Source organism: Novosphingobium sp. KCTC 2891, from assembly GCF_025938155.1.
GTDB lineage: Bacteria > Pseudomonadota > Alphaproteobacteria > Sphingomonadales > Sphingomonadaceae > Novosphingobium.
This window is the reverse complement of the sequence record NZ_JAPCZG010000005.1, coordinates 262,302-283,982: the sequence shown is the minus strand read 5'-3', so window position 1 is coordinate 283,982 and position 21,681 is coordinate 262,302. Positions and strand designations below refer to the sequence as shown.

The following is a 21,681-nucleotide window of genomic DNA, read 5'->3' as shown; positions in this document are numbered from 1 at the left end:
AACGCAGCTCAGGCTTCGCGGATGCCCGTGTTGACGACATCGACCATGATCATCACGGTCTTGTCGCGATCGAGGAACTTCAGTTCATCCTCGACGAGGATCGGGTTGATCGCCGGATCGTTGAAGATGCGGGTCATTTCCTCGATCGCGGCCTGATCGGCGACGTGCATCTCGGTGATGCAGTCATAGTCGATGTCATACGGTGCGGGCACCGTGCCGGCCGGGATGTTGCTGGGGTTCAGCAAGGCAAAGGTCGGATAGTTGCGGATGTAATCCTGCAGAAGATGGCCGATGTACTTCTCGGCCAGCAGCACGTGGCTGCTCTCGTAATGCGCGCGGAACTCTTCGGGCGTAATGCCCGGCTTGCGCTTCAGGAAATAGATAGTCTTGATCATGCTCACTCTCCCGGAATGTTTTGTGGTGTTTGCCGTCGTTCAGCGCAGCGCTTCGACGATGGCGGCGGTATCGCCGTAAACTGGGTGGATCAGCTTGATCTTGCCACCGACCACCTGCGACACTTCGGCCAGCGGAAAGGACACGGACTTGCCCGTTGTCCGCGCGGTCACCGAGAACGTGCCATAAGCGATCACCCATTCACCCGACGTGGTGAAGACATCCGGCGTGAAGGAAAAGGCGCTGTACGTGTCGATGACCTTGAGCATCGCGCCACGGATGGCATCGCGGCCGGTGAAGCGGCCGCCATAAGGCAGCGAATCTGCTTCCAGCAGGACGCCGTCGTCGGCGAAACAGGCGAGAAAGCCCTCCAGATCACCCTTGCTCAAAATCGCGTCATACGCCGACTTCACGACGTCGATCGGTTCCATGCTCATTCCTTGACCTCATTTGTCTGGTGTCGCCTGCCCGGCGCCATCGGCAACCGGGCAGGAAAATCGGGATTGCAGGCCGTTCTCAGCCTGCGATGCCCATCGCCTTCATGTAGGCTTCGTGGAAATGGCGGATGCGCACTTCCTGTTCGGAGGCCAGGATCGGGCGCGCCACCGCCGGGTCGGCCGCCTTCATGCCCTTGTGGACTTCTTCCATGTTTTCCATGTCTTCATCCATGATGTAGCCGACCTGGCCGGTGATCGGGAAATCGCGGCCCTGCTGGTCGAAGTCGATCCACACCGTTTCGGGCACCGGCGGGCGTTCGGCGCCCTTGGCCAACGGACGCAGCCAGCGGATTTCCATCACGCATTCGTCCGGGCTGTCGCCCAGCGGGGTGAAGTTGTACCACCATGAAAGGCCTTCGCCCCACCACGGGAAGAACGCGGGGAACGAGAACCACTGGTGCATGTCCACCAGATAGGAAATCGAACGGCCCGTGAAATCGACGCCCGACTGTTCGCGGTGCATGTCGATCGTCTTTTCGGCCGCATAGGCACGCGCGTCAGCCAGCGTTTCGCCGCGATCCGCGGGCGGGGTGGGCAGGCCATAGGTATTGCAGAACAGGTCCAGCGACAGGCGCGGCGTCACCTCGCCCTGCACCCAGCCATCGGGGATCAGGGCAGGGGTGATCAGGCGGCTGACCGAAGCCTTGCCATCGTCCCAGCAATCGTTCTGGGTATAGGTGGAGCCGAAGATCGGCATGCCGCTGGGGTGCGTGGTCAGCACGTGATAGCCTTCGAGGAAGGCCTCAAGTCCCGACTTCCAGTTGATCTTCACCTTCTTCTTGATGCGGGTTGCCGTGTAGCGGTCTTCCTGCGGGCAATCGGCGAAATGCTGCGGCATCACGCCCAGGGATTCCGCCAGGGAAATCGCGTCCAGATCGGGGTTGATGAACACGTTGCCACCCCAGGTGTCGCACAGGACCGGGCGCAGGCTGAATAGTTCGGGCGTGGCGGCCGGGAATTCCTCCTGACGGGGAACCCACACGAGCTTGCCTTCAAGGTCGTAGCTCCAGGCGTGGAACGGGCATTGCACCAGGTCGCCCGATTCCGGCTTGTCGCCGCACAGGCGGCGCGCACGGTGGCGGCAGCTGTTCCAGAACGCCTTGAACGTGTTTTCGTCCGACCGGATCACGAGGAACGAAAGCGGCCCCACGTCATAGGCAACGCGGTCGCCGACATTGGGAATATCTTCCTCGCGGCATGCTACCTGCCACTTTTTCTTCCAGATCTTCTCGACTTCTTCGGGCACGTACTTGGCATCGAGATAATATTCATAGGGCAGGGGCTTGTTTGCCGGATGATGGGTTCCGCGCTCGGCCGCGGTTTGCGGCACTTCTTCGCCCGCCCGGCGAATGTATTCCACATAAGGAGGCATGTCATCAAACTGCGTTCCCATGACGGCGCGAACGTAGCTTTTGTTGCCATACTTGGTGATATCTACCGGAACGTCATTCATGGTTCACCTATTCATTCGTGTTTGAGGTGATAATTTCATTCGGGTCAGTACATGACCACTGTGCGAATTCCTTCGCCGCGCTTCATCATTTCCAGCCCGTCGGATATCCGGTCGAGCGGGATCTTGGCGGTGATCAGGCTGTCGAGATCGAATTCGCCGTCCATCAGACGGTCGACCAGTTGGGGAATGCCGGTGCGGCACTTCGCGCCGCCGATCGACGAGCCTTTCAGCGTCTTGCCGAACAGCAGTTCCGCCGGCGGGATGGGCAGCATTTCGCCATCCGGCGGCAGCCCCACCACCATGCACGTGCCCCATGCAAAATGGGTGGCGGCGAACGCCTGCTGGATTGTGGCGATGGACCCCACGCACTCGAAAACGTAATCCGCGCCGGCGCCGGTGATGTCGACGATATAGGCGCCCAGCTCCTTACCGATGGTCTTGGGATTGACGAATTCGGTCGCGCCCATCTTGCGCGCCAGGGCTTCCTTGGACGGATTGGTGTCAACCGCGATGATCCGGCTGGCTCCGCAGATGCGCGCCCCTTGCACCACGCTGAGGCCGATGCCGCCCAGACCAATGACCGCGACCGTCGCGCCGGACTCCACCTTGGCCTCGATCAGCGCCGCGCCAAGCCCGGTGGTGGCCCCGCAGCCGAGATAGGCGATCTGTTCGAAAGGCGCATCCTTGCGCACTTTGGCAAGGCTGATTTCGCGATAGACGCCAAAGTTGGAGAACGTGCCAAGATCGTGGAAGGAGTGCAGGCGCACGCCGTTGTATTCAGCGCGCGTCTTCAGGTCGTGCCCGGTGAACATCTCCGTGCACAGGTTCGTCTTGGGCGAATGACAGAAATCGCAATGCCCGCATTCCGTGCAGATATAGGGAATGACGTGGTCACCCACGGCAAGGCTCGTCACGCCCGGCCCCACCTCGACCACCACGCCGCCGGCCTCGTGGCCGGGAACGCCGGGGAAATGCACCAGCGAAGACATCTTGCCCTCGATGGCAGACAAGTCTGTATGGCACAGCCCGGTCACCTTGATCTCGACCAGAACTTCGCCTTCCCCCGGCTCGTCGACCTTGATCTTGTCGAGGATCAACGGCTGGTTGGGCGCCATGGCAATCGCCGCGCGCGATATGATGGGCATGTCGTGTTCCTGACCCAAATTATTGTTTCATTGGCCGAAATTCGATGGGTTTCCCGCAAGGTCCCGGCCAGCAAGCTCTCTGCGCTCGATGCCTGCATCAATATCACCGGTGCGAGCCTTTACTAAGCCGCGCCTAGCCCTGAAGAGAGCGCCAACTTGTCTGTAAGTGATGCGTGAACGATGCTTTATCCTGCACAGACAAGATCGAGGCCCGATCGCACCGGGCGCGGCTTTGCGGCGGGTGATGGCCACCGGTCTGGCGGCGTTTCCGCAGGCGCGTCCGCAGCCGCAGACGGCGCAAAGGGGCGATTCGTTCAGTGCCCATGCCGTCCGGTCACTTCCACATGAACCCGCCATCGACCGTCAGCGTGCTGCCGGTGACATGGCCTGATGCGGCCGAAACCATGAACAGCACGGCGGCGGCAACATCGTCGGGATCGGCGGGCGCGCCCAGCGGAATGGCCTTGGCCAACGCGGCCTGCCATGTAGGATCGTCGTAAATCCATTCGGTATTGGTGGTGCGCACCGGGCCGGGCACGACCGCGTTGACGAGGATGCGGTGCGGCGCCAGTTCCACGGCGACCGAATGCGTGAACGAAATCAGCGCGGCTTTCGACGCATTGTAGGCCGCCAGCTGGAAATCGGGCTTGAAGGCGGCCGTGCTGGCGATGTTGACGATGCGCCCCGACCGCTCATCGGCCACCAGTGCGCGCGCGAACGCCTGGCTGAGGAAATAGGCGCCCTTGAAATTGCGGGCCAGCGTATCGTCGAACGTCTGTTCGGCCACTTCCAGGAACGGCGTGAACGGATGCATCCCCCCCGCACAGTTGACGAGTGCGTGGAGCGAGCCTGCCCATTCGCGCGCGGCGGCCACCGTTGCGGCGGCCTGATGCACATGGGACACGTCCAATTCAAGGGCCAGTGCCTTGCCACCGGCCGCGATGATCTCGTCCGCCACTTGGCGGGCGCCGTCGATGCGGCGATGGGTGACGATCACGGCGGCTCCGGCATTTGCCAGCCGCAGCGCGATCTGCCGGCCAAGGCCTTGGCCGGCGGCGGTGACGATGGCCGACTGGCCGGCAAGGCCGAACAGTTCGGTGGTCGGTCGGATGGGCATGGCAGGTTCTCTCCCTTTGGCGCCGGACATTCGTGGAAAGTCCCGGTCACCTGTTGCGGGTTGAACTCCTCACGCCGGCGCAACTTTGTGAAGGGCAGGGCACGTCTCCGGCCGGCGTTTGCAACTGCAGGCAAGCTCGACATCACGCATCAGCACGTGCCACCGGCTTTTCAGCCGTTTTCGCCCGCCGTCCCAGATTGCCATGCACGCGCCAGCCACGGATAAGGCGAAAAATATCGCGGAAAGCTGGAACCATGGAAAAAACGTATCCCTTTGTGTGCTGGGAAGACGTGGCCGAAGGCGAAGTTCTTCCGGGCTTCGATTACGAATTAAGCCTGATCCGGCTGATCGCGTTCGTAAGGGCAACGGGTCTTTACGATTACGTCCACCACGACGCGAAATACGCGCGGGCCGTGGCTGCCAAGGACGCTTTTATTTCCACGACGCACGTGGGCGGCCTGTTCACGCGCCTGATCACCGACTGGTCTGGCCCGGCAACGCTGCTGCATTCGCTGACCTTCCACATGGGCGCGCAGTGCCTGCGCGACGACATCCTGCGTGTGACGGGACGGGTGGGGCGCAAGTATCGCGGCGCGGACGGCAGCTTTCTGGTCGATATCGTCGATCTCAATATCGCAACCGGCACCGAGCCGAGCGCGGCCCGCGCCACCGCCACCATCGAGATGCCGTCCACCACTGGACGGATGCCAGCGCCCGCGCGGGAAGGCGGCGTGCAGGAAACGGTCGCCCCCAACGACGACATGCCCGATTTCGCCCGCGCCTTGCTGGGCCATGTGCGCGAGGGCGATCGCGAACCGGGCACGCCCTTGCTGCAAAGCGACGTGCACATGTGGTGCGAAGCGCTGGAAGACTGGAATCCGCTCTATTGGGACGAAAGCCATGCTGCGGGATCGCCCTTTGGCACGATCGTGGCCCCGCCAACCGGCACGTTCTACGGCGCGGGCGCGGCGTTGAACGTGGGGCTGGGCTGTCGCAAACCGGGCGCGGTGCCGCCCGATGCCGTGCGCCAGGGGCTGCATGGCATGGAACTGATGACCGCGCTGCGGCACAACATCCTGCGCGGCGGTGTGCCGTTCCCACCGCCCGACTGTCCCAACGCCGTCGTTACGCAAGCCAACTATGGCTTTTTCAGGCCGCTGCGCGTTGGCGATACCCTGCGCACCGAACAACGGCTTGCCGGCTGCAGCCCCCGGCGACGGACCCGCATGGGCGATGGCTATTTCGTGACGGGCGAAAACACGCTGTTCAACCAGCACGACGAACTGGTGCGTACCGTGACGATGACCCTCTTCTGCTACGGCGCGGGCTGAGCCGGCCCCGTTCCGCTGTTTCGGCGAAGGTGCAGGCAACCTTTCGCACCGCCACGCGCAGCCGCGCATGGGCCGGGCGTTTGCCCACCGCGCGATGCAGGCTATCCTACGTTCATGCGGTCCCACTGTGCGCGTGACCGCAAGGAACGCTGCCTGCCGCTGGAGACTGTCGTGCACGCGATGACCGATTGGTCCGTGGTCGGCAAAGACCACAGGCTCTCACGCCCGGCCTTCTCGCCGAGGCGTGAGTCACGCGGCCGGAGCGATGGCCGTGCTGCAATGTCATCCGTGATCGTTCCGGCCCTTTTTTGCCGGTTACGCGCGCACTTTGCGCGCCGCGATCAGGAAATGGACAACGGCTACCAGCGGCAAAAGGCTGATCACGGCCAGCGCCGTTGTCATGCCCCCGGCCAACGCCTCGCCGCAACCGGCGCCCGGCGTCCCTTTCAGCGGCAGGCACAAGCTCTGGAATGCGGCCGCGTCAAGGCCCATCATCTGGCGCGCGCGGGTGTCGCTGATGGCGCCGATGATCGGCGGCCCCAGCCCCAGACCGACAAGGTTGGTGATGAGATAGTACACCGCCGTCACCGTTGCCCGGCTTCGCGTCGTTGCCATGCGGTGTACCTGTGCAAAGGCCGGCGCGATATAACCGCAGATCGCCATGTTGCCCAGAAACGTGCCGGCCACGGCCACCCAGAGAGAACCCGACAGCAAGCCGCCGACCAGAAGTGGGGCAGCAGGCAGCACCATGAAGGCCGGAATCAGCGCGAGGCGACGGGCGTCCGATGCGCCCCAGCGATCGCCCGCAATCCCGCCAAGGATCGTGCCGATGCCTGCCGCAACGCCATTCACCAGACCCGCGATCAGGCCAACTTCGGCCAGCGGCAGGTGAAATTGCCGCGTCAGGTAGGCGGGAAGGAACGCGGGCACGCCATAGCCCACCAGCACGACCAGCGAGCCACCCCAGACCAGATGACGGAACGCGGGCCGCCCCAGCAAGTCGCGCAGGACTGCGCCAAGGGGCGGCACGCTGTTGCCCGTGTCCTGCCCGGCCTTTTCATCCGCAAGGCCGATATCTAAACCGCCGCGTGGCGGGCTGGGCATCAGCCGCCAGACCAGCAGCGCACAGACCACGCCCGGCACGCCCAGCAACAGGAAGGTATGCCGCCAGCCCAGCGCCTGCGCCATCCACCCGACCAGCGCCGCGCCAAGGAACGAACCGATGGGCGCGCCCAGAGTATAGATGGCGATGGCCCGCGCCCGCCGGTTCGCCGGAAACAGGTCGGCGATCAGCGAGTGCGAAGCCGGGTTCCCGCCCGCCTCGCCAATGCCCACGCCCATGCGCGCAAGGAACAGTTCCACAAAGTTTCGCCCCATGCCGCAGGCCATGACCATCAGCGACCACACGGCAAGGCAGCCGGCCAGCAATCGCGCGCGGTTCCGCCGTTCGGCCAATCGCGCCATCGGCAGCCCGGCCAGCGAATAGACGATGGCAAAGGCCGGGCCGATCATCAGGCCAAGGTGCCAGTCCGTCAGCCCCAGTTCGAACTTCAGCTTTTCCTGCACCACGCTGACGGCGGTGCGGTCGACGAAGCTGATCGTATAGGCCAGCAACAACAGGCCCAGTGCCAGCCACGGCCTTGTCGGCTTGACTGCGGGGGATGAACATGAGGAACGGGATGTCGTATCGTGCATGATGCGGTTGCGGCTGGTTCCAGGCTGAACGAACAGCCTTCATTTCATGCAACCGGGCAAAGCCCAACCGCGGATGCGCCGTGCATTTGCCTCTGGCTGATATGTGACATGCGCTGCAAGTGCATGGGCTCGCCGCGCCCTCCCGCAAGCGGAAAGGCTGGCTATATCGCCGGCTGACAGATCTGCACGGGGAAGGCCAAATCATGACGAAATCTGCCGACGCGGCTACTTCCGCCGGTATGGCCGGATTCGCCATCGCGGAGTGCTGGGGCAAGGGGACAAGCCGGCGCTCGATCCTGTTGCGCGGTCGGGACGGCCGGGTGGATGCCGCGCTGGAAGATCATCGCCATGCCATGTTTTGCAGCCTTTTTCACGATGGCGTGAAGGTGACAGCCGTTGAATCCGAATTTCAGCGCTATTCGCTGACCCATTGCGCCGGTGCAGCCGCGCCGCTGGCCGAACTGGTGGGCATGGACATCGGCATTTCCACGGGGGATTTCTTTGCAGGCGGCCGGGCGAGGCACAATTGCACCCATATGCTGGACCTCGCGTGGATGGCCCTGCGCCACTGCCGGCGCGGCAATGTGGACTGGCTGTTCGAGATAGACATTCCCGATGCCGTGTCTGGCCCCGCCCGCGGCACGTTGCGCCGCAATGGCGAAGAGGTGCTGGACTGGACGGTGGAGAACAACGTCATCGTTGCGCCCGCCCGCTATGCCGGGCGCGCCATGCGCGGCGGCTTCCTGCGATGGGCGGTCGATGAGGCGGGCCTGTCGGACCAGGAGATGGAGGACTGCCTTGTCCTGCACAAGGGCTTCTTCGTGGTTGCCGCGCGCCAGTTCGCATCGCCGTCCGGGCGGCAGGACCCCGCGTTCCGCAAGATGGTCGAAGGCGTGTGCTACGGCTATGCTCCCGAACGCCTTGACGATGCCGTATCGACCGAGGGCATGTTTCGCGATTTTTCCGACCATCCCGAACGGCTGCTGCGGTTCGAATAAGGTTGCATACCCAGGCAAGCCGGGTTTCGCGCAATGATAAGCCGCTGCCTGTAGCACCGTCTTTTACCCGCATCGGGCCAGCGAAAATGGCGATGCAGCACGGCCCTCTGGCAGGGGTGAAGGTAATCGAAGTGGAACAACCGCACGCCGGTTGCCACCGCGCGCCTGCCGTTGGCGAACATACAGAAGAAGCCTTGTGCGAATTCGACGATCTTCCCGCAGGTCCGAACCAGACGATTGGATGACAAGATGCCCTCGACCGCGCCCACATCGGCCATTGATCCCCGCACCCCCGTCATCATCGGCGTCGCCCGGATCACCGGCCAACGCGCCGCGCTGCCGGGCAAGGAACCGCTGCAGATGTGGGAGGACGTGGCACGCGCGGCCGCTGGCGATGCAGGCCTGCCTCCTGCCACCCTGCGCGAACTCGATGCCGTGCTGGTCACCGATTGCATGTCATGGCGTTACGATGATCCGGTCATGCGGCTGGCCCAGCGCCTCGACGCGTCCCCTAACGTCCGCGAGGTGAGCGCCCCCAGCGGAACCGCAGGGCAGAGCATGGTCAACAAGCTGTGCAAGGCCCTGACCAGCGGCGAGGCGGAGGTCGGGCTGATTTGCGGAGCCGAGGCCTTGGCAACCGTGCGCCATTTCAGGATGCGCGGCGAGGCGCCGGACTGGAGTTTCCCCCACCCGGACGGCCCGCAGTACGCCTTCGATCTCGATGCGCACCAGCATCCCGGCGAAGCCGCCATTGGCCTGACCGAGGGCGTGGGCGCGGTTTACGGCTTTGCCATGCGCGACCTTGCCCGGCGCGCCGCCCGCGGCACGTCGCCCGAAGCCTATCGCGCCGAACTGGGCGAGACCCTGGCCGGGATGACCCGCGTGGCCGCACGCAATCCCCATGCGTGGTTTCAGGCCGAGCGCACGGCGGATGAACTGGTCGACGCCGTGCCCAGCAACCGCATGATCGCCTATCCTTATGCCAAGTCGATGGTGGCGATCATCGATGTGGACATGGCCGCCGGCTTGCTCATCGCCACCGAAGGCTGGGCTAACGCGCACGACATCGCGCGCGAAAACCGCGTCTATCCCTGGACATCGTGTTATGCTGAAGACCCGGTGGCCATCGCCGTGCGCAAGGATCTGGCCCGTTCGCCGGCAATGGCCGCAGCCGCATCGGCCACTCTGGAGGCCGCAGGCGTGACCGCCGCCGATATCGATCATGTGGATCTTTACAGCTGCTTCACCTCAGCCGTGAACTTCGGGCGCGATGCGCTGGGGATTGGCGATCGCGGCGGGGATGCGGTGACGCTCACTGGGGGGCTGCCCTATGGCGGCGGCCCCGGCAGCAGCTACATGCTGACGTCGATCACCGCCCTTGCCGAGCGGCTGCGTGCCGATCCCGATGGCAAGGGGCTGGTCAGCGGCGTTGGCATGATGATGTCCAACCACGTTTTCGCAATCTATGCCGCCGCACCGCCGCCACAGGACCTGCGCCACATCGATCAGGCCGCGATCCAGCGCGAACTGGACGCCATCGCGCAATGCCCCATCACCGATGGCGCGTCAGGGCCGGCACGGGTGGTCACTTACACCGTGATGCATGACCGCAGCGGTAATCCGACGCACGGCGCCGCGATTTGCGATCTTCCCGACGGCAGCCGATGCTATGCCCGCATCCGTGATCCTGAAATCCTGCAACGGGCCGAAGCAGAGGAAATCATCGGCCGGGATGTGCAACTGGTGGCCGAGGACATCGTCAGCCTGATCGTCAAGCTGAACTGACAGCCGCAATTCAAGCCGGCCAGCGCCGTTCTGGCAGACGTATGATCTTGCCGCGGTGCTGGTCTCTGGCGAAGAGACGCGAACAGACCGCCCGGCGCCCTGTGCCCTCCATGGATCTGGAGGGCGCCATCGGGGTTTTCGCAAACTTCGACCCGCTTGCCGAATAGCCCTCGGCTGATCTCGTTCGGCTAGAGGAGGAATAGCGCCTGTTGTGAACCTGTCCCGGCATCTGCGCGGATCGGATGGCTTGGGCTGCCGGTCAGGCCGGGCGATGGACGGGTATCCGTCGCTTGGGGGAACGTCGCGCCGGGAGGAAAAGCGGTGATGGCGGGGCCGCGTGCTGGCCTCCGGAACGCGATTTCTGCGGGAGACGGCAATGCTGATCAAATACGATGATTATCCAGTGCACCAGACGGCGGAGCCGCTATCCTACATGTTCTCCAGCGAGCGTAATATGTATGCTCGGTACTGGTACAATGGTTATGATTTCGATGGAGAATTCTACATCGGGGTCGCCTTCGCCGCCTATCCCAACCGCGAGGTGATGGACGGCGCGGTTTCGATCGTTCGCAAGGACGGCACGCAGGATTCGTTCCGCGCCTCGCGCCACTTGCGCGGGGATCGCACCGACCTGTTCGCCGGGCCAATGCGCCACGAGATCGTCGAGCCGATGAAGACGGTGCGCGTGATGGTGGAGCCGAACGACACCGGTTTTGCCTGCGATCTCTATTTCCACGCCAGCACGGTGGCCCACGAGGAGCCGGCGGACCATATGAAGCAGGGTGTCCGCACCGTGGCGCAGATGAAGCGCTTCAGCCAGTTCGGCCGCTGGGAAGGCTGGATCGAGGTCAATGGGAAGCGCACCGAGATCAGCCCCAAGACCACCTTCGGCACCAAGGATCGCTCGTGGGGCTGGCGCTGGACGGGCGAGCCCGAGCGCGGCGTTTCGCGCGATATGCCGAGCCAGTTCTTCTGGCTGTGGGCGCCCATCCACTGGGATGATCGCTGCACCCACTGGGGCCAGCACGAATACGAGGATTCCAGGCGCTGGAAGGAGTTTGCGCAGGTTTTCAAGACATTCGACATGAACAGCGATTTCGACACGCTGGATGAGCGCCAGGTGGCCGAGGCGGTCTGCGGTGATCACCGGCTCGAATTCACACCCGGCACGCGCATGATCAGCAGGGCGGAAATCGACACGATCTATCCCGACGGGCGGAAGGAGACCTTCGTCCTCGAACCGCTGCTGCGCTATCACATGTATGGCACCGGCTATAACCATCCCGAGTGGGGACACGGCTTCTACAAGGGCGAGGAAGCGTGGACGCTGGAGAGCTGGAATATCAACGAGATCGATATCAACGCGCCGCAATTCATGCACGTACAGCACGTGGTGCGCGCAACCTGCGGCGACAAGGTGGGCGTGGGCGCGCTGGAGCAGTACATCGTTGGCCCACACACCCGTTATGGCATGAAGGGCTTCCTCGACCCGCTCTGAGGGTCACGCCCGTCGACAAAGAAAAGGCCGGTCTCCTGAGAGGGAGGCCGGCCTTCGAGTTTTGCCCTCAGGATGGGCAGGAGAGAGTGGGAAGCGGGATGGACGCAAACGAGCACAGCGTCACTTCGGCGGAAGGCCGACGCAGGCACTTGAGGACGGGGAGGGCGAGCCGGAAGTCATGGAGGAGGACGGCGTCACGCAGCGTCACATGTTCCTGAGCGTATCGAGCTGCGCGCGGAACACCGTGCGATCCGGGCCGTCGCTTGCCGAAACGCCCCCATGCCGCGCGATTTCGGCGAGGATCTCGTCGTCCTGCGAAAAGTCGTATTCGTACTTTTCGCGGCCGCCGTTCCGGAACCAGGCGTAGGAATCCGCCAACGCCTCGGCGAGCGAGAACTTTGGCTCCCAGTTCAGATCAGCCTTGGCCTTTTCGATCGAGAAAACCATGCTGCCCCGGCTCGCTTCGAGCCAGTGGACGATCGGCGAGCGCATATGGGCGGGCAGGTCGTCTGGCATCATCACGATTTCGGGTTCGACGCCCACGGCCGCGGCCATCAGACGCATGTAGTTGACGATGCTGGAAAACTGTTTGCCCGCCACATTGTAGATCTGGCCCGCAGTATGGGGCTTGCCCAGCACCGCGACCAGCGCGCGGGCTACGTCGCGGGTGTGGATGAAGTGCACCATCGCCTCCACCTTTCCGGCGATGAGCAGCGGGCGGCCGAGCTCCAGGCGCATGAAGGTGCCCGGCTCGCGCGTGACGGCGGGGCTCATCGGTCCGCACGAATGGGTGACGCGCAGCGCGGTGAAGGGAAAGCCGTTGGCGGCGTGTTCGCGTGCCAACCGTTCCTCGCAATGCACCTTGCCTGCGGCATAGGCACCGTAGAGCGCAGTGTCGGCATCGCGGCCTACGAGGCAGCCTTCGTCGATGGGCTGGGCAGCCGCCATTTCATAGACCGCGATCGAACTGGTGAAGATGAAATGCTGCACCCGCCCACGGAAAATCTCGATCATCGGCTCGAGATGGTCGGGGGTGTAGGCGGTATTGTCGAACACTGCGTCGAAGCTGTCGCGCAGCGGCAGCAGCAGGCGTTCGAGCGTGCCCGGATCGTGCCGCTGGCCGTGCAGTCGGTGCACCCCGGGCGGCAGCGACGCTTCATGGCTGTTGAGCACGGTCACATCGTGGCCTTGCTCCACCAGTTCATGGACGAGCTGCAACCCGATGTAGCGGTTGCCGCCCATCACCAGCAATTTCATGTCGTCGCTCCAGCCTTTTGATTGCCTGTCCCGGCATTTTGCACGGCGTGGCGTGCCCGTCATAGGGACGGGATTCCGTCGCTGCAGCCCGCGATCAGGGCAATCGGACCGGCGGTTTTGCGTTGGCAGGCCTTTCCGTTTGCCCGCAGCTATGAAATATGCATCATATATCAGGCGATAAGCGGAACGGATTGTCCGGAAGGACATCACAAGAAACAATAACGGTCAGAGGATGTGAACGCGATGGCTCCGGAACTTTCCACCGTTCGGAAATCGATTTTGCCACAGGGTGGTGACAGTTGGGAATCGATTGCCCGCCGCGAACTTCCCAGGACGGCAGAAGCCGATGCTGTTGGGATGCTGCAAAGCTGGAACCTGCATGTTTTCATGCGGGCTGCCGGCGGGGTGGGCCGCCTGCGCGGAGACAACCCGATCCTGCCCAGCGACGTGATCTTCGTCGAACCGCCGCGCGCCTGAACCGTGCCGGGCGCCACGGTCAGCCAGGTTCGCATTGCCGCCGCGCATGATGGCGAGGCCGAACTGCTCGTCACGCTCATGTTCGCCAATGGCGGGCAGTCGCTGGTGACGCTGGACGAATTCGCCGCCCGCACGCTGCTGTCCTCTTGCGGGGTCAGCGCGGCGGAACAGTTGATCGGCGTTGGCTGGGAGAAGGTGCGCGATGCGCTGATCGCCTCGTCCAGCCGCTTCGCCGAAAAAGCAGCATAGAAAAATACCGGGAGAGATTGAGATGTATGATCTGGTAATCCGCAACGGACGGGTCGTCGATGGCTCCGGAATGCCTGCCTATGCCGCCGATGTCGCGGTGCAGGGCGGTCGCATCGCGAAGATCGGCCGTATCGAGCAGGGCGGGGCCCGCGAGATCGACGCCGCCGGCAAGATCGTCGCGCCCGGCTTCATTGATCCGCACACCCATTTCGACGCGCAGTTGCTGTGGGACGGCTATGCCAAGCCCGCGCTGTCGCACGGCGTCACCACCATCGTTTCGGGCAATTGCTCGCTGTCGCTGGCCCCGCTCAAGGCCGAGCACCGGATGAAGCTGGTCGGCATGTTCAACCAGATCGAGGAAATGCCGCTCAAGGCCTTCAGGGAAGGCGTGGTGTGGGATTGGGAGAGCTTCTCCGAATACCTGGCGCGCATTCGCAAGGGGCTGGCGATCAACGTCGGCCAGTTGGTCGGGCACAGCGTGCTGCGGTTGTGGGTGATGGGCGAAGCGGCGATGGAGCGCACGGCCACCCCGGACGAGATCGCCGCGATGCAGGATCTGCTGCGCGAATGCCTCGATGCCGGCGCGATCGGTCTTTCCACCAGCTATGTCGACATGGACGAGACGCTGAAGCCTGTGCCCAGCCGCTATGCCGATGCCGGCGAAGTCGATGCGCTGGCCAGCGTGCTGAGCGAATATGGCCGCGTGCTTCAGATCGTGCCCGAGTTCTACGATCCCGATCTCACCATCGCCCGGCTGGACCAGTTGGCGGAGCTGTCGCTCAAGCATTCGATTCCCACCACGTTTTCGCCGCTGTTCGTCAGTGCGGACAACGTGGACGCGGTCGAACGGGTGATGGCACGGGTCGATGAACAGTTTGCGCGCGGCGCGCGGGTCTGGCCGCAGGTGCAGACGCGCCCGATCGACATCAGCTTCACCTTTGCGGTGCCGAGCCTGATCTTCATTCGCCTGCCGGGCTGGTACAACGTGATGCGGTTCGGCTCGCCGGACGAGATCGTGGAGGCATTCAGCAACCCGGAAAGCCGCGCCAGGCTGATCGCCGAGGCGACGTCGCAGATGCCGCTCTGGGCTGCCCTGCGGCTGCGCCAGGTGGCAAGCGCGGCCAACCAGCAGTATGTGGGCAAGACGCTCACCGAAATCGGACAGATGCGCGGTGTCACGCCGCTCAAAGCGATGATCGACCTGTCGGTGGAGGAGAGGCTCGACGCGCATTTCATCGCCGAGGGCATGGGCCATAACCAGGACGACAAGGTGGGCGGGCTGCTGAAGCATCCCCGCGTCCACATCGGCGCCAGCGACGGCGGTGCGCATATCCTTTCGTTCTCGACTTATGGCGACACCGGCTACCTGTTCGGCCACTTCGTCCGCGGCGCCGGCATGCTGACGATCGAGGAAGCGGTGAAGAAGGTGACGTCCGACACCGCCGCCATCTGGGGCATCCCCGATCGCGGCTTGCTGCAAAAGGGCCTTGTCGCCGATATCGTCGTGTTCGATCCGGCAGCGATCGATCGGGGCGAGGAAGTCTTCGTGCAGGACGTGCCCGGCGACGGCAGCCGTTACGTCCGCGATGCGCACGGCGTCGACACCGTGATCGTGGGCGGCGGCGTGGCGTGGACCGCTGCCGAAGGGTATTCGGCAGATGCGCGCGGGGTCATCGTTCCGGGCGCCGTCGATGTGGCGGCCGAGCTTGTGGCCGCCTAAGCAGGGCAGGGCGCTCTGATGATCTGATGGTTGGGCGCACGCCGTCTATCGATGAGTCCCAACCACGGCATCACCACCGGGCGGGGGGCGCGCATTTTGCGCGTACTCCGCCACGCAGTCGGCTTGGTTGCAATCTGGTCAGCGCTGCTTCTTGGCCGTGGTCGCGGTGAAATCAGGGTCCTTTTTGGCCACCCAGTCGACAAATTTGCGCACGGAAGGATTGGCCAGCAGACCTTCCACATCCATCCCATGGCGCTGCAGTTCGGAATTGGTGAAATTGGCGATCAGCGTCTGCTGGCAAATGGGATGCATGGGGACGACATCGCGTCCACCCCGGCTCTTGGGCACCGGGTGGTGCCACACGATGGTCGCGCCTGTGGGCCGTCCACAGAGCCAGCAGGGCACCGGTGGCGCAGGAGGCTCCTCCTCCCGATGCAAGTCGCCATACGGATCATGCTTGGAATGCTTGCGGGCCATGCGTCTACCTGACTTGCTTGAACGAGCGCTGCCCGCCTCATAGCGGGTGCGGTCAGCATTGCCACTCCGCTGGCCATATCCGCTCGTTCGCCGTGCATTTCATTGGATCATGCCCCGAACCAGACGGCGTGGCTGTCGCAACACGAGGGTAGAGACGACTGACGAATTTCTGTCAGTATATCATCGGGTTTTTTCGTCCGACAAAGCGGACGACGGGATGCAATTTCCGACGTCTGAGAGGAACGGGCATGAGCGGCATCGACACCATCGCTGGCAAGCGCATCCTGATCCTCGACGACGATGGCATCGATGGAGCGGGGCCATTCACTGGAACGCATGGCGCTTCCATTGCCGGAATCTTCGGCGAAGCGGCGCTATCCGGGCCCGTGTCTGCGGGCGCGGAAGCGTGCATTTAGGGGAGGGCGCGTGAACCGAGCGGAAGCGATCACCGAGAACCAGGGCGAAAGCGCGGCCGCTGCGCTGCCAAAGGATACGATCCAGAGGCTGGCCGACGGTATCATCTATTGCATCCGGGCGGGCCAGATGGTGCCCGGCCAGCATCTGGTCGAAGCGGACCTGACGCGCCGCTTCGGCGTCAGCCGCGGGTCGCTGCGCGAGGGACTGAAGCACCTCGCGGCCGATGGTATCGTTACACTCACCCGTTTTCGCGGCGCATTCATCTCCGCGCTCGATCGCAAGGCCGTGCATGACCTGCTGGACGTGTTGGAGCCGCTTTGCGCGCTGGCGGCGCGGCTGGCGGCGCGGCACGGCGGCACGGACGAGCAGATGGAGACACTGCGCCTGATCGGGCACGATCTCGGCCGCCGCGGCGCGGGAGCCCAGATCGCGAGCTATCTTGAAAACCGGCGTCGCTTCTACGACCTGCTGATCGCGATGGGCGGAAATACCGAGCTTGGCCGGGTGATCCCGCTGACCCGGACCGACCTGTTCCGCGCGCAGTTCGACAAGGTGCAGACCCGCGAACAGCAGAAGCGCCATGCCAATGGCTATGCGCGGATCGCGGAGACGGTCATCGCACGCGACCCGGATCGTGCGGAAAAGGCCGTGCGCAAGCATTTCATCGGCACGCGCGCAACCGTAGATGTTCTTCCGGAACAAGCATTTACCGCAAGCTACAGCTGAAGGCGTTTGAGGCGCGTCACGCACGAAATCCCGTCGTTCATCCGATGGAGCCGGCCGCCGTTTTCAGCGACGCGCTACCTGCTGCGCATTGTTTTGTGGGATGAAATTGTTTGACGAAAATGACGGTTTGGCTAGGGTCTCCTTCCAAGGCCTGCCCTCCGGCAAAGAGAGGGTGGCACGAGGAGAGGACCCATGTACTCGATCCGGGACATCGCCGGCTTCACCGACCAGCTCGTTGCCGATTGCGGGCTCGACACTGCGTCGGTTTTCTTCGTCGACCAAAGCGCTGAACAGGCACGTCTTTCCTACGTTCACCACTTCGGCGTGAGCGGGGAAGCGCAGCACACTTATGCCGCGCGCGGCGTTTTCATGGCCGACCCGTTCGCCCGTACCAGCACCTGTGAGACGCAGTTCATCCGCTGGGGTGATCCGCGCATAGACGCGCTGGCCGACGAATCGGATGATTACCGCGCGTTCCTGGCGCAGCACGACATCGGCGTGGTCGGCGCACTGTCGCGCCGGGTCACCTCGCGACTTTCGCTGATCGTCGGCACGCACTGCACCAGCCGGTCGCCGCAGCGCCCTGCCGTGCCCATCGGGCTGCTGGAACGGCGGCTGCGCGACCTTTCCGACATGGTCGTCAGCCATCTGTTCGAAGACCTTCTGACGCACTCGGCGGGGCAGATCGCGCTCCGGTCCGCGCTGCCCTGCGCCAGCGGAAGGCCGGGAGCCGAGGCTTCACTCTCCCGCCGTGAAAGCCAGATTGCCGCGCTGATCTGCGAGGGGAAGCAGAACAAGCAGGTCGCCTACCAGCTGGCGATCTCGGAGTTCACGGTGGAGAACCACTTGCGCCGGATGTATCGCAAGCTGGGCATTCACAGCCGGGCAGCGCTCGTCGCGCAGCTGTCGCGCCAGGTCCACTGATTAGCGGAAACCTGTCCGTTTCCGCGGGCGAGCCAAGGCCTACCCTCCTTCGATCACGAGGGAAGGGAGCGGGCGATGAAGGCGGCGGTGCTGAACGCGGGCAAGTTGACGATCGAGGAGGTGGCGGAGCCGCGTCCGCGATCGGGTGAAATCGTCGTCAAGCCGCTCGCCTGCGGGATTTGCGGCAGCGATCTACATGCCAAGGATCATGCCGGCCACTTGTGTGACCTGCTCCATCGCGCCGGTTTTCGGGGCTTCATGGACCCGTCGCGTCCGGTCGTCATGGGGCACGAGTTCTGCGCCGAGGTGCTCGAATCCGGCGCGGGACTGAAGGCGGGCGATCGCATTGTTTCGCCGCCGTTCCTCAACGGCCCGGAAGGCATCGTTCTGCTGGGCTATTCCAATTCCTATCCCGGCGCCTTCGCTGAACGGATGCTGGTGTCGCAGGAATCGTGCCTGCGCGTGCCAGATGATGTGCCCACCGACATCGCGGCGCTGACCGAGCCTCTGGCCGTCGCGGTCCATGCCGTCGCCGAAGGCGGCGTGGACGAGGATACCGCTTGCGCCGTGTTCGGCTGCGGCCCGGTGGGACTGTTCGTGATTGCCCGGCTGAAGGCACTGGGTCACGGTCCCGTCCTGGCGGTCGAGCCGAACCCCGCGCGTGCACGCATGGCCGAGGCGATGGGGGCGGATACCGTCGTCAGCCCCGGCGCGGGCACGGCCGGGGCATGGTGGGACGATCTTGGCCTGCCGCAGGGCCTTTCCGCGGCGATGGCGGTCGATCCGGCGCTCCGCCGGCGCAGCCGCGCGGTGCTGTTCGAATGCGTGGGCAAGCCGGGCATGATCATGGCGCTGGCGCAGCAGGCGCCGGTGGGGGCGACCATCGTGGTGGTGGGCACCTGCATGGAGCTGGACGGGCTTGAGCCTGCATTCCTCATCCAGAAGGGCCTGACGCTGCGCTTCGTCTTCGCCTACTCGAACGAGGAATTCGCAGCCGCTTTCCGCATGATCCTCGACGATCCGGAACGGCTTGCGCCGCTCGTCACCACGCGTGTCGATCTGGCGGGCATCGACAGCGCTTTCGCGGCGCTGGCCGGTGGTAGCGGGGCGATCAAGGCATTGGTGAAGCCCGCAGGGCTGCTGGATTGACGGATAGGCGTCACTCCTTTCGCGCCTTGCCGCGGGATAGATGAACAAGACTGGGACCGAAAAGCGTCCGGGAGGGGAAAACCATGAGAAAGAATCGCATTTCCAGCCGCCTGCTGTCATCGCTGGCCCTGACCACCGCGCTCGCTGCACCGGGCCTTGCTCATGCGCAGGCAGAGCCGCAGGCCGAAGGGCAGGCGTCTGCCGCCCCGGGCGAGATCATCGTCACCGCCCAGCGCCGCGCTGAATCCATCCTCAAGGTGCCGGTCGCCGTGACCGCGCTGTCGCAGGACGATCTGACCAAGCGGGGCATCACCAATACCGCGCAGATGACCGGCATGGTGCCTTCGCTTCAGGTCAACAGCCCCTACGGCGACAGCCAGCCCAACTTCACGATCCGCGGCATCGGCGTCGCGAACGAGCACAACCCGAACCAGGCCTCGCCGGTCGGCATCTACTTCGACGACGCCTACATCGCCGCGCGCGCGGTGCATGGCCTCCAGCTGTTCGATCTCGAACGCGTCGAAGTGCTGCGCGGTCCGCAGGGCACGCTCTATGGCCGCAACACCACCGGCGGCGCGATCAACTTCCTGTCGAAGAAGCCCTCGCTTTCGGGCATGGGCGGCAACTTCCAGGTGGGTTACGCCAATTACAACACCTTCACCGCCTCGGGCGCGCTCGACACCACGCTGTCCGAAGGCAAGGCGGGCCTGCGCGTTTCGTTCAACTATGGCCACGGCGATGGCTACATCAAGAACATCGCGCAGGGTGAAGCGGACGCCAACTCGACCGATTTCTTCGCCGCCCGCGCGATCCTGCTGCTGAAGCCGACCGACGACCTGACGGTGACGCTGAAGGGCACCTACGGGCGCTCGAACCCCACCCAGGCGGGCGTGTTCAACCTCGGCACGGGTGAGAACGACCGCAACCCCGTGCTCGACACCGGCCGCAACGAGAAGGGAATGACCTTCTTCGAAACGGACTCCAAGCGTCTGGGCCACAGCTATGTCCGCGCCGAAGGTGTCGAGCTGACGGTCAAGTACGACCTGTCGGACACGCTCTCGCTGACGTCTCTGACCTCGTACGACCATGCCCAGCAGGAGTTCACGCAGGAAGGCACCGGCCTGACCTCGGCCGTGCTGACGCAGCCGCTCGATACGCTCTACGGCAACCGCTTCAAGATGTTCAACCAGGAAGTCCGCCTGACTTATGCGCAGGGTGACACGAACATCCAGGCGGGTGGCTACTACGGTTACGACAAGGATGCGTCGAATTCGTACTACTGGTTGTTCGATGGCGCGGCCATGATCCACCAGTTCTACGATCAGATCCGCAAGTCGAGCGCAGTGTTCGCCCAGGCCGACCAGAAGTTCAACAACCACTTCGGCGTCACGCTGGGCCTGCGCTATACCTGGGACCGTTCCAGCTACGAGAACTATGCCTCGTCCATCGCGCCGTCGGCCGGCTACACGGGGGATCGCAGCACCGACATCTTCCCGATCGACACCAGCTTCTACATCCATGGCAGCTACGATGCGGCCAGCGGCAAGGTCGTGTCCGGTCCGACGCTTCCGCTGCGGTCGAGCGCGCTGACCGGGCGTCTGGCGCTCAACTACACCTTCGACAACGGTCAGATGCTTTATGCCAGCTACAGCCGCGGCTATCGCAGCGCGGCCTATTGCGGCCAGTGCTTCAGCGCGCCGATCAACACGACCAAGCCGGAAAAGGTCGACGCCTATGAAGTGGGCGCCAAGGGGCGCTTCATCGACAACATGCTGACCCTGTCGGTTTCGGCCTTCCTGATGAAGTACCGCAACCAGCAGATCAACGAGACCGACGGCGCGCAGACGCTGCTGGCCAACGTCGACAAGTCGAAGATCAAGGGCGTGGAATTCGAAGCCTCGCTCGCGCCGTCGAGCACCTTCCGCATCAGCGCCAACGGTTCGTTCCTTGATGCGAAGTACCAGCAGGCGCAGCTGCTGTTCGGCAGCATCGCCGGCCAGCGCGTGCCCTATGCCCCGCGCTTCCAGGCCTCGGGCAAGATCGACTGGGAACTGGCCAAGTACGGCAACGGCGCGTTCAACTTCACGCCCTCGTTCGTCTACTCCAGCCTGTCGTACTTCACGCCGTACAACAAGCTGAACGGCAACGGCCGTCTCGCGCAGGGGCCGAATGCCAAGGTCAACGCGCAGCTCAGCTACGACACCGACAAGTACACGGTGCGCCTGTGGGTGAACAACCTGTTCAACCGCAAGACCTTCGCCGACGGCTTGGACCTGCGTGGCGCGTTCGGTTACGACTACCTCGTCGCCGCGCCGCCGCGCCAGTTCGGCGGTTCGTTCGCCTACCGTTTCTGACCGAGAGGGGCGGTCAACG

The 21,681-nt window shown here is 64.0% G+C and carries 20 protein-coding genes; 12 read left to right on the top strand and 8 right to left on the bottom strand.

Annotation, left to right across the window (positions count from 1 at the left end):
- Positions 1-8: 8 nt before the first annotated feature.
- The 5 genes from OLX02_RS12340 to OLX02_RS12320 all read right to left on the bottom strand — a co-directional run bounded on the left by OLX02_RS12340 (position 9) and on the right by OLX02_RS12320 (position 4,605).
- Positions 9-395, bottom strand: coding sequence for an EthD domain-containing protein (locus OLX02_RS12340; RefSeq protein ID WP_264423242.1), 387 nt, complete (start codon positions 393-395; stop codon positions 9-11).
- Positions 396-434: 39 nt separating this feature from the next.
- On the bottom strand, positions 435-824 hold the full coding sequence (locus tag OLX02_RS12335) for a nuclear transport factor 2 family protein (protein WP_264423240.1): 390 nt from the start codon (positions 822-824) through the stop codon (positions 435-437).
- Between the two features lie 85 nt (positions 825-909).
- Positions 910-2,343, bottom strand: coding sequence for an aromatic ring-hydroxylating oxygenase subunit alpha (locus tag OLX02_RS12330; RefSeq protein ID WP_264423238.1), 1,434 nt, complete (start codon positions 2,341-2,343; stop codon positions 910-912).
- A 44-nt stretch (positions 2,344-2,387) separates the two neighbouring features.
- The gene (locus OLX02_RS12325; RefSeq protein ID WP_264423236.1) at positions 2,388-3,488 is read right to left on the bottom strand and encodes a zinc-binding dehydrogenase; all 1,101 of its coding nucleotides are present in this window, start codon (positions 3,486-3,488) and stop codon (positions 2,388-2,390) included.
- 334 nt (positions 3,489-3,822) lie between these two features.
- Complete coding sequence (locus OLX02_RS12320) at positions 3,823-4,605, bottom strand: SDR family NAD(P)-dependent oxidoreductase (protein ID WP_264423235.1); 783 nt, start codon at positions 4,603-4,605, stop codon at positions 3,823-3,825.
- Between the two features lie 254 nt (positions 4,606-4,859).
- On the opposite strand from OLX02_RS12320, the gene OLX02_RS12315 reads away from it, so the two are divergent.
- A complete protein-coding gene (locus tag OLX02_RS12315) occupies positions 4,860-5,936 on the top strand; it encodes a MaoC family dehydratase N-terminal domain-containing protein (RefSeq protein ID WP_264423234.1) in 1,077 nt (358 codons plus the stop codon).
- Between the two features lie 315 nt (positions 5,937-6,251).
- Here the strand turns inward: OLX02_RS12315 and OLX02_RS12310 are convergent, their stop codons facing one another.
- Positions 6,252-7,631 carry a spinster family MFS transporter gene (locus OLX02_RS12310; RefSeq protein WP_264423233.1) on the bottom strand — a complete coding sequence of 460 codons (1,380 nt, stop codon included), beginning with the start codon at positions 7,629-7,631 and terminating at the stop codon, positions 6,252-6,254.
- 203 nt (positions 7,632-7,834) lie between these two features.
- On the opposite strand from OLX02_RS12310, the gene OLX02_RS12305 reads away from it, so the two are divergent.
- The 3 genes from OLX02_RS12305 (at position 7,835) to OLX02_RS12295 (ending at position 11,912) form a co-directional block, all read left to right on the top strand.
- Entirely contained in the window at positions 7,835-8,629 is a 795-nt protein-coding gene (locus OLX02_RS12305; protein ID WP_264423231.1) for a DUF2889 domain-containing protein, read from the top strand.
- A gap of 249 nt (positions 8,630-8,878) precedes the next feature.
- Positions 8,879-10,414, top strand: a complete 1,536-nt coding sequence (locus OLX02_RS12300) for a thiolase C-terminal domain-containing protein (RefSeq protein ID WP_264423229.1) — start codon at positions 8,879-8,881, stop codon at positions 10,412-10,414.
- Between the two features lie 376 nt (positions 10,415-10,790).
- Positions 10,791-11,912 carry a hypothetical protein gene (locus tag OLX02_RS12295; RefSeq protein ID WP_264423228.1) on the top strand — a complete coding sequence of 374 codons (1,122 nt, stop codon included), beginning with the start codon at positions 10,791-10,793 and terminating at the stop codon, positions 11,910-11,912.
- Between the two features lie 204 nt (positions 11,913-12,116).
- Here the strand turns inward: OLX02_RS12295 and OLX02_RS12290 are convergent, their stop codons facing one another.
- Entirely contained in the window at positions 12,117-13,169 is a 1,053-nt protein-coding gene (locus OLX02_RS12290) for an NAD-dependent epimerase/dehydratase family protein (RefSeq protein ID WP_264423227.1), read from the bottom strand.
- Between the two features lie 243 nt (positions 13,170-13,412).
- Here OLX02_RS12290 and OLX02_RS12285 point away from each other — a divergent pair, with 243 nt between their 5' ends.
- From OLX02_RS12285 to OLX02_RS12275, 3 genes are read left to right on the top strand one after another with little or no spacing between them, the layout of a single operon-like run.
- On the top strand, positions 13,413-13,646 hold the full coding sequence (locus tag OLX02_RS12285) for a hypothetical protein (protein ID WP_264423226.1): 234 nt from the start codon (positions 13,413-13,415) through the stop codon (positions 13,644-13,646).
- Positions 13,647-13,649: 3 nt separating this feature from the next.
- Positions 13,650-13,895, top strand: coding sequence for a hypothetical protein (locus OLX02_RS12280; protein WP_264423225.1), 246 nt, complete (start codon positions 13,650-13,652; stop codon positions 13,893-13,895).
- A gap of 22 nt (positions 13,896-13,917) precedes the next feature.
- Positions 13,918-15,615: an N-acyl-D-amino-acid deacylase family protein gene (locus tag OLX02_RS12275; RefSeq protein ID WP_264423224.1), complete on the top strand. Its 1,698-nt coding sequence runs from the start codon at positions 13,918-13,920 to the stop codon at positions 15,613-15,615.
- Positions 15,616-15,753: 138 nt separating this feature from the next.
- Here the strand turns inward: OLX02_RS12275 and OLX02_RS12270 are convergent, their stop codons facing one another.
- Entirely contained in the window at positions 15,754-16,092 is a 339-nt protein-coding gene (locus tag OLX02_RS12270) for a hypothetical protein (protein ID WP_264423223.1), read from the bottom strand.
- Between the two features lie 248 nt (positions 16,093-16,340).
- Here OLX02_RS12270 and OLX02_RS12265 point away from each other — a divergent pair, with 248 nt between their 5' ends.
- The 5 genes from OLX02_RS12265 to OLX02_RS12245 all read left to right on the top strand — a co-directional run bounded on the left by OLX02_RS12265 (position 16,341) and on the right by OLX02_RS12245 (position 21,662).
- Entirely contained in the window at positions 16,341-16,508 is a 168-nt protein-coding gene (locus OLX02_RS12265) for a hypothetical protein (RefSeq protein WP_264423222.1), read from the top strand.
- Positions 16,509-16,518: 10 nt separating this feature from the next.
- Positions 16,519-17,235, top strand: a complete 717-nt coding sequence (locus OLX02_RS12260) for a GntR family transcriptional regulator (protein ID WP_264423221.1) — start codon at positions 16,519-16,521, stop codon at positions 17,233-17,235.
- A gap of 192 nt (positions 17,236-17,427) precedes the next feature.
- Entirely contained in the window at positions 17,428-18,159 is a 732-nt protein-coding gene (locus OLX02_RS12255; protein ID WP_264423219.1) for a helix-turn-helix transcriptional regulator, read from the top strand.
- Between the two features lie 75 nt (positions 18,160-18,234).
- Complete coding sequence (locus OLX02_RS12250) at positions 18,235-19,308, top strand: zinc-binding dehydrogenase (protein WP_264423217.1); 1,074 nt, start codon at positions 18,235-18,237, stop codon at positions 19,306-19,308.
- Between the two features lie 83 nt (positions 19,309-19,391).
- A complete protein-coding gene (locus tag OLX02_RS12245; RefSeq protein ID WP_264423215.1) occupies positions 19,392-21,662 on the top strand; it encodes a TonB-dependent receptor in 2,271 nt (756 codons plus the stop codon).
- Positions 21,663-21,681: the final 19 nt, after the last annotated feature.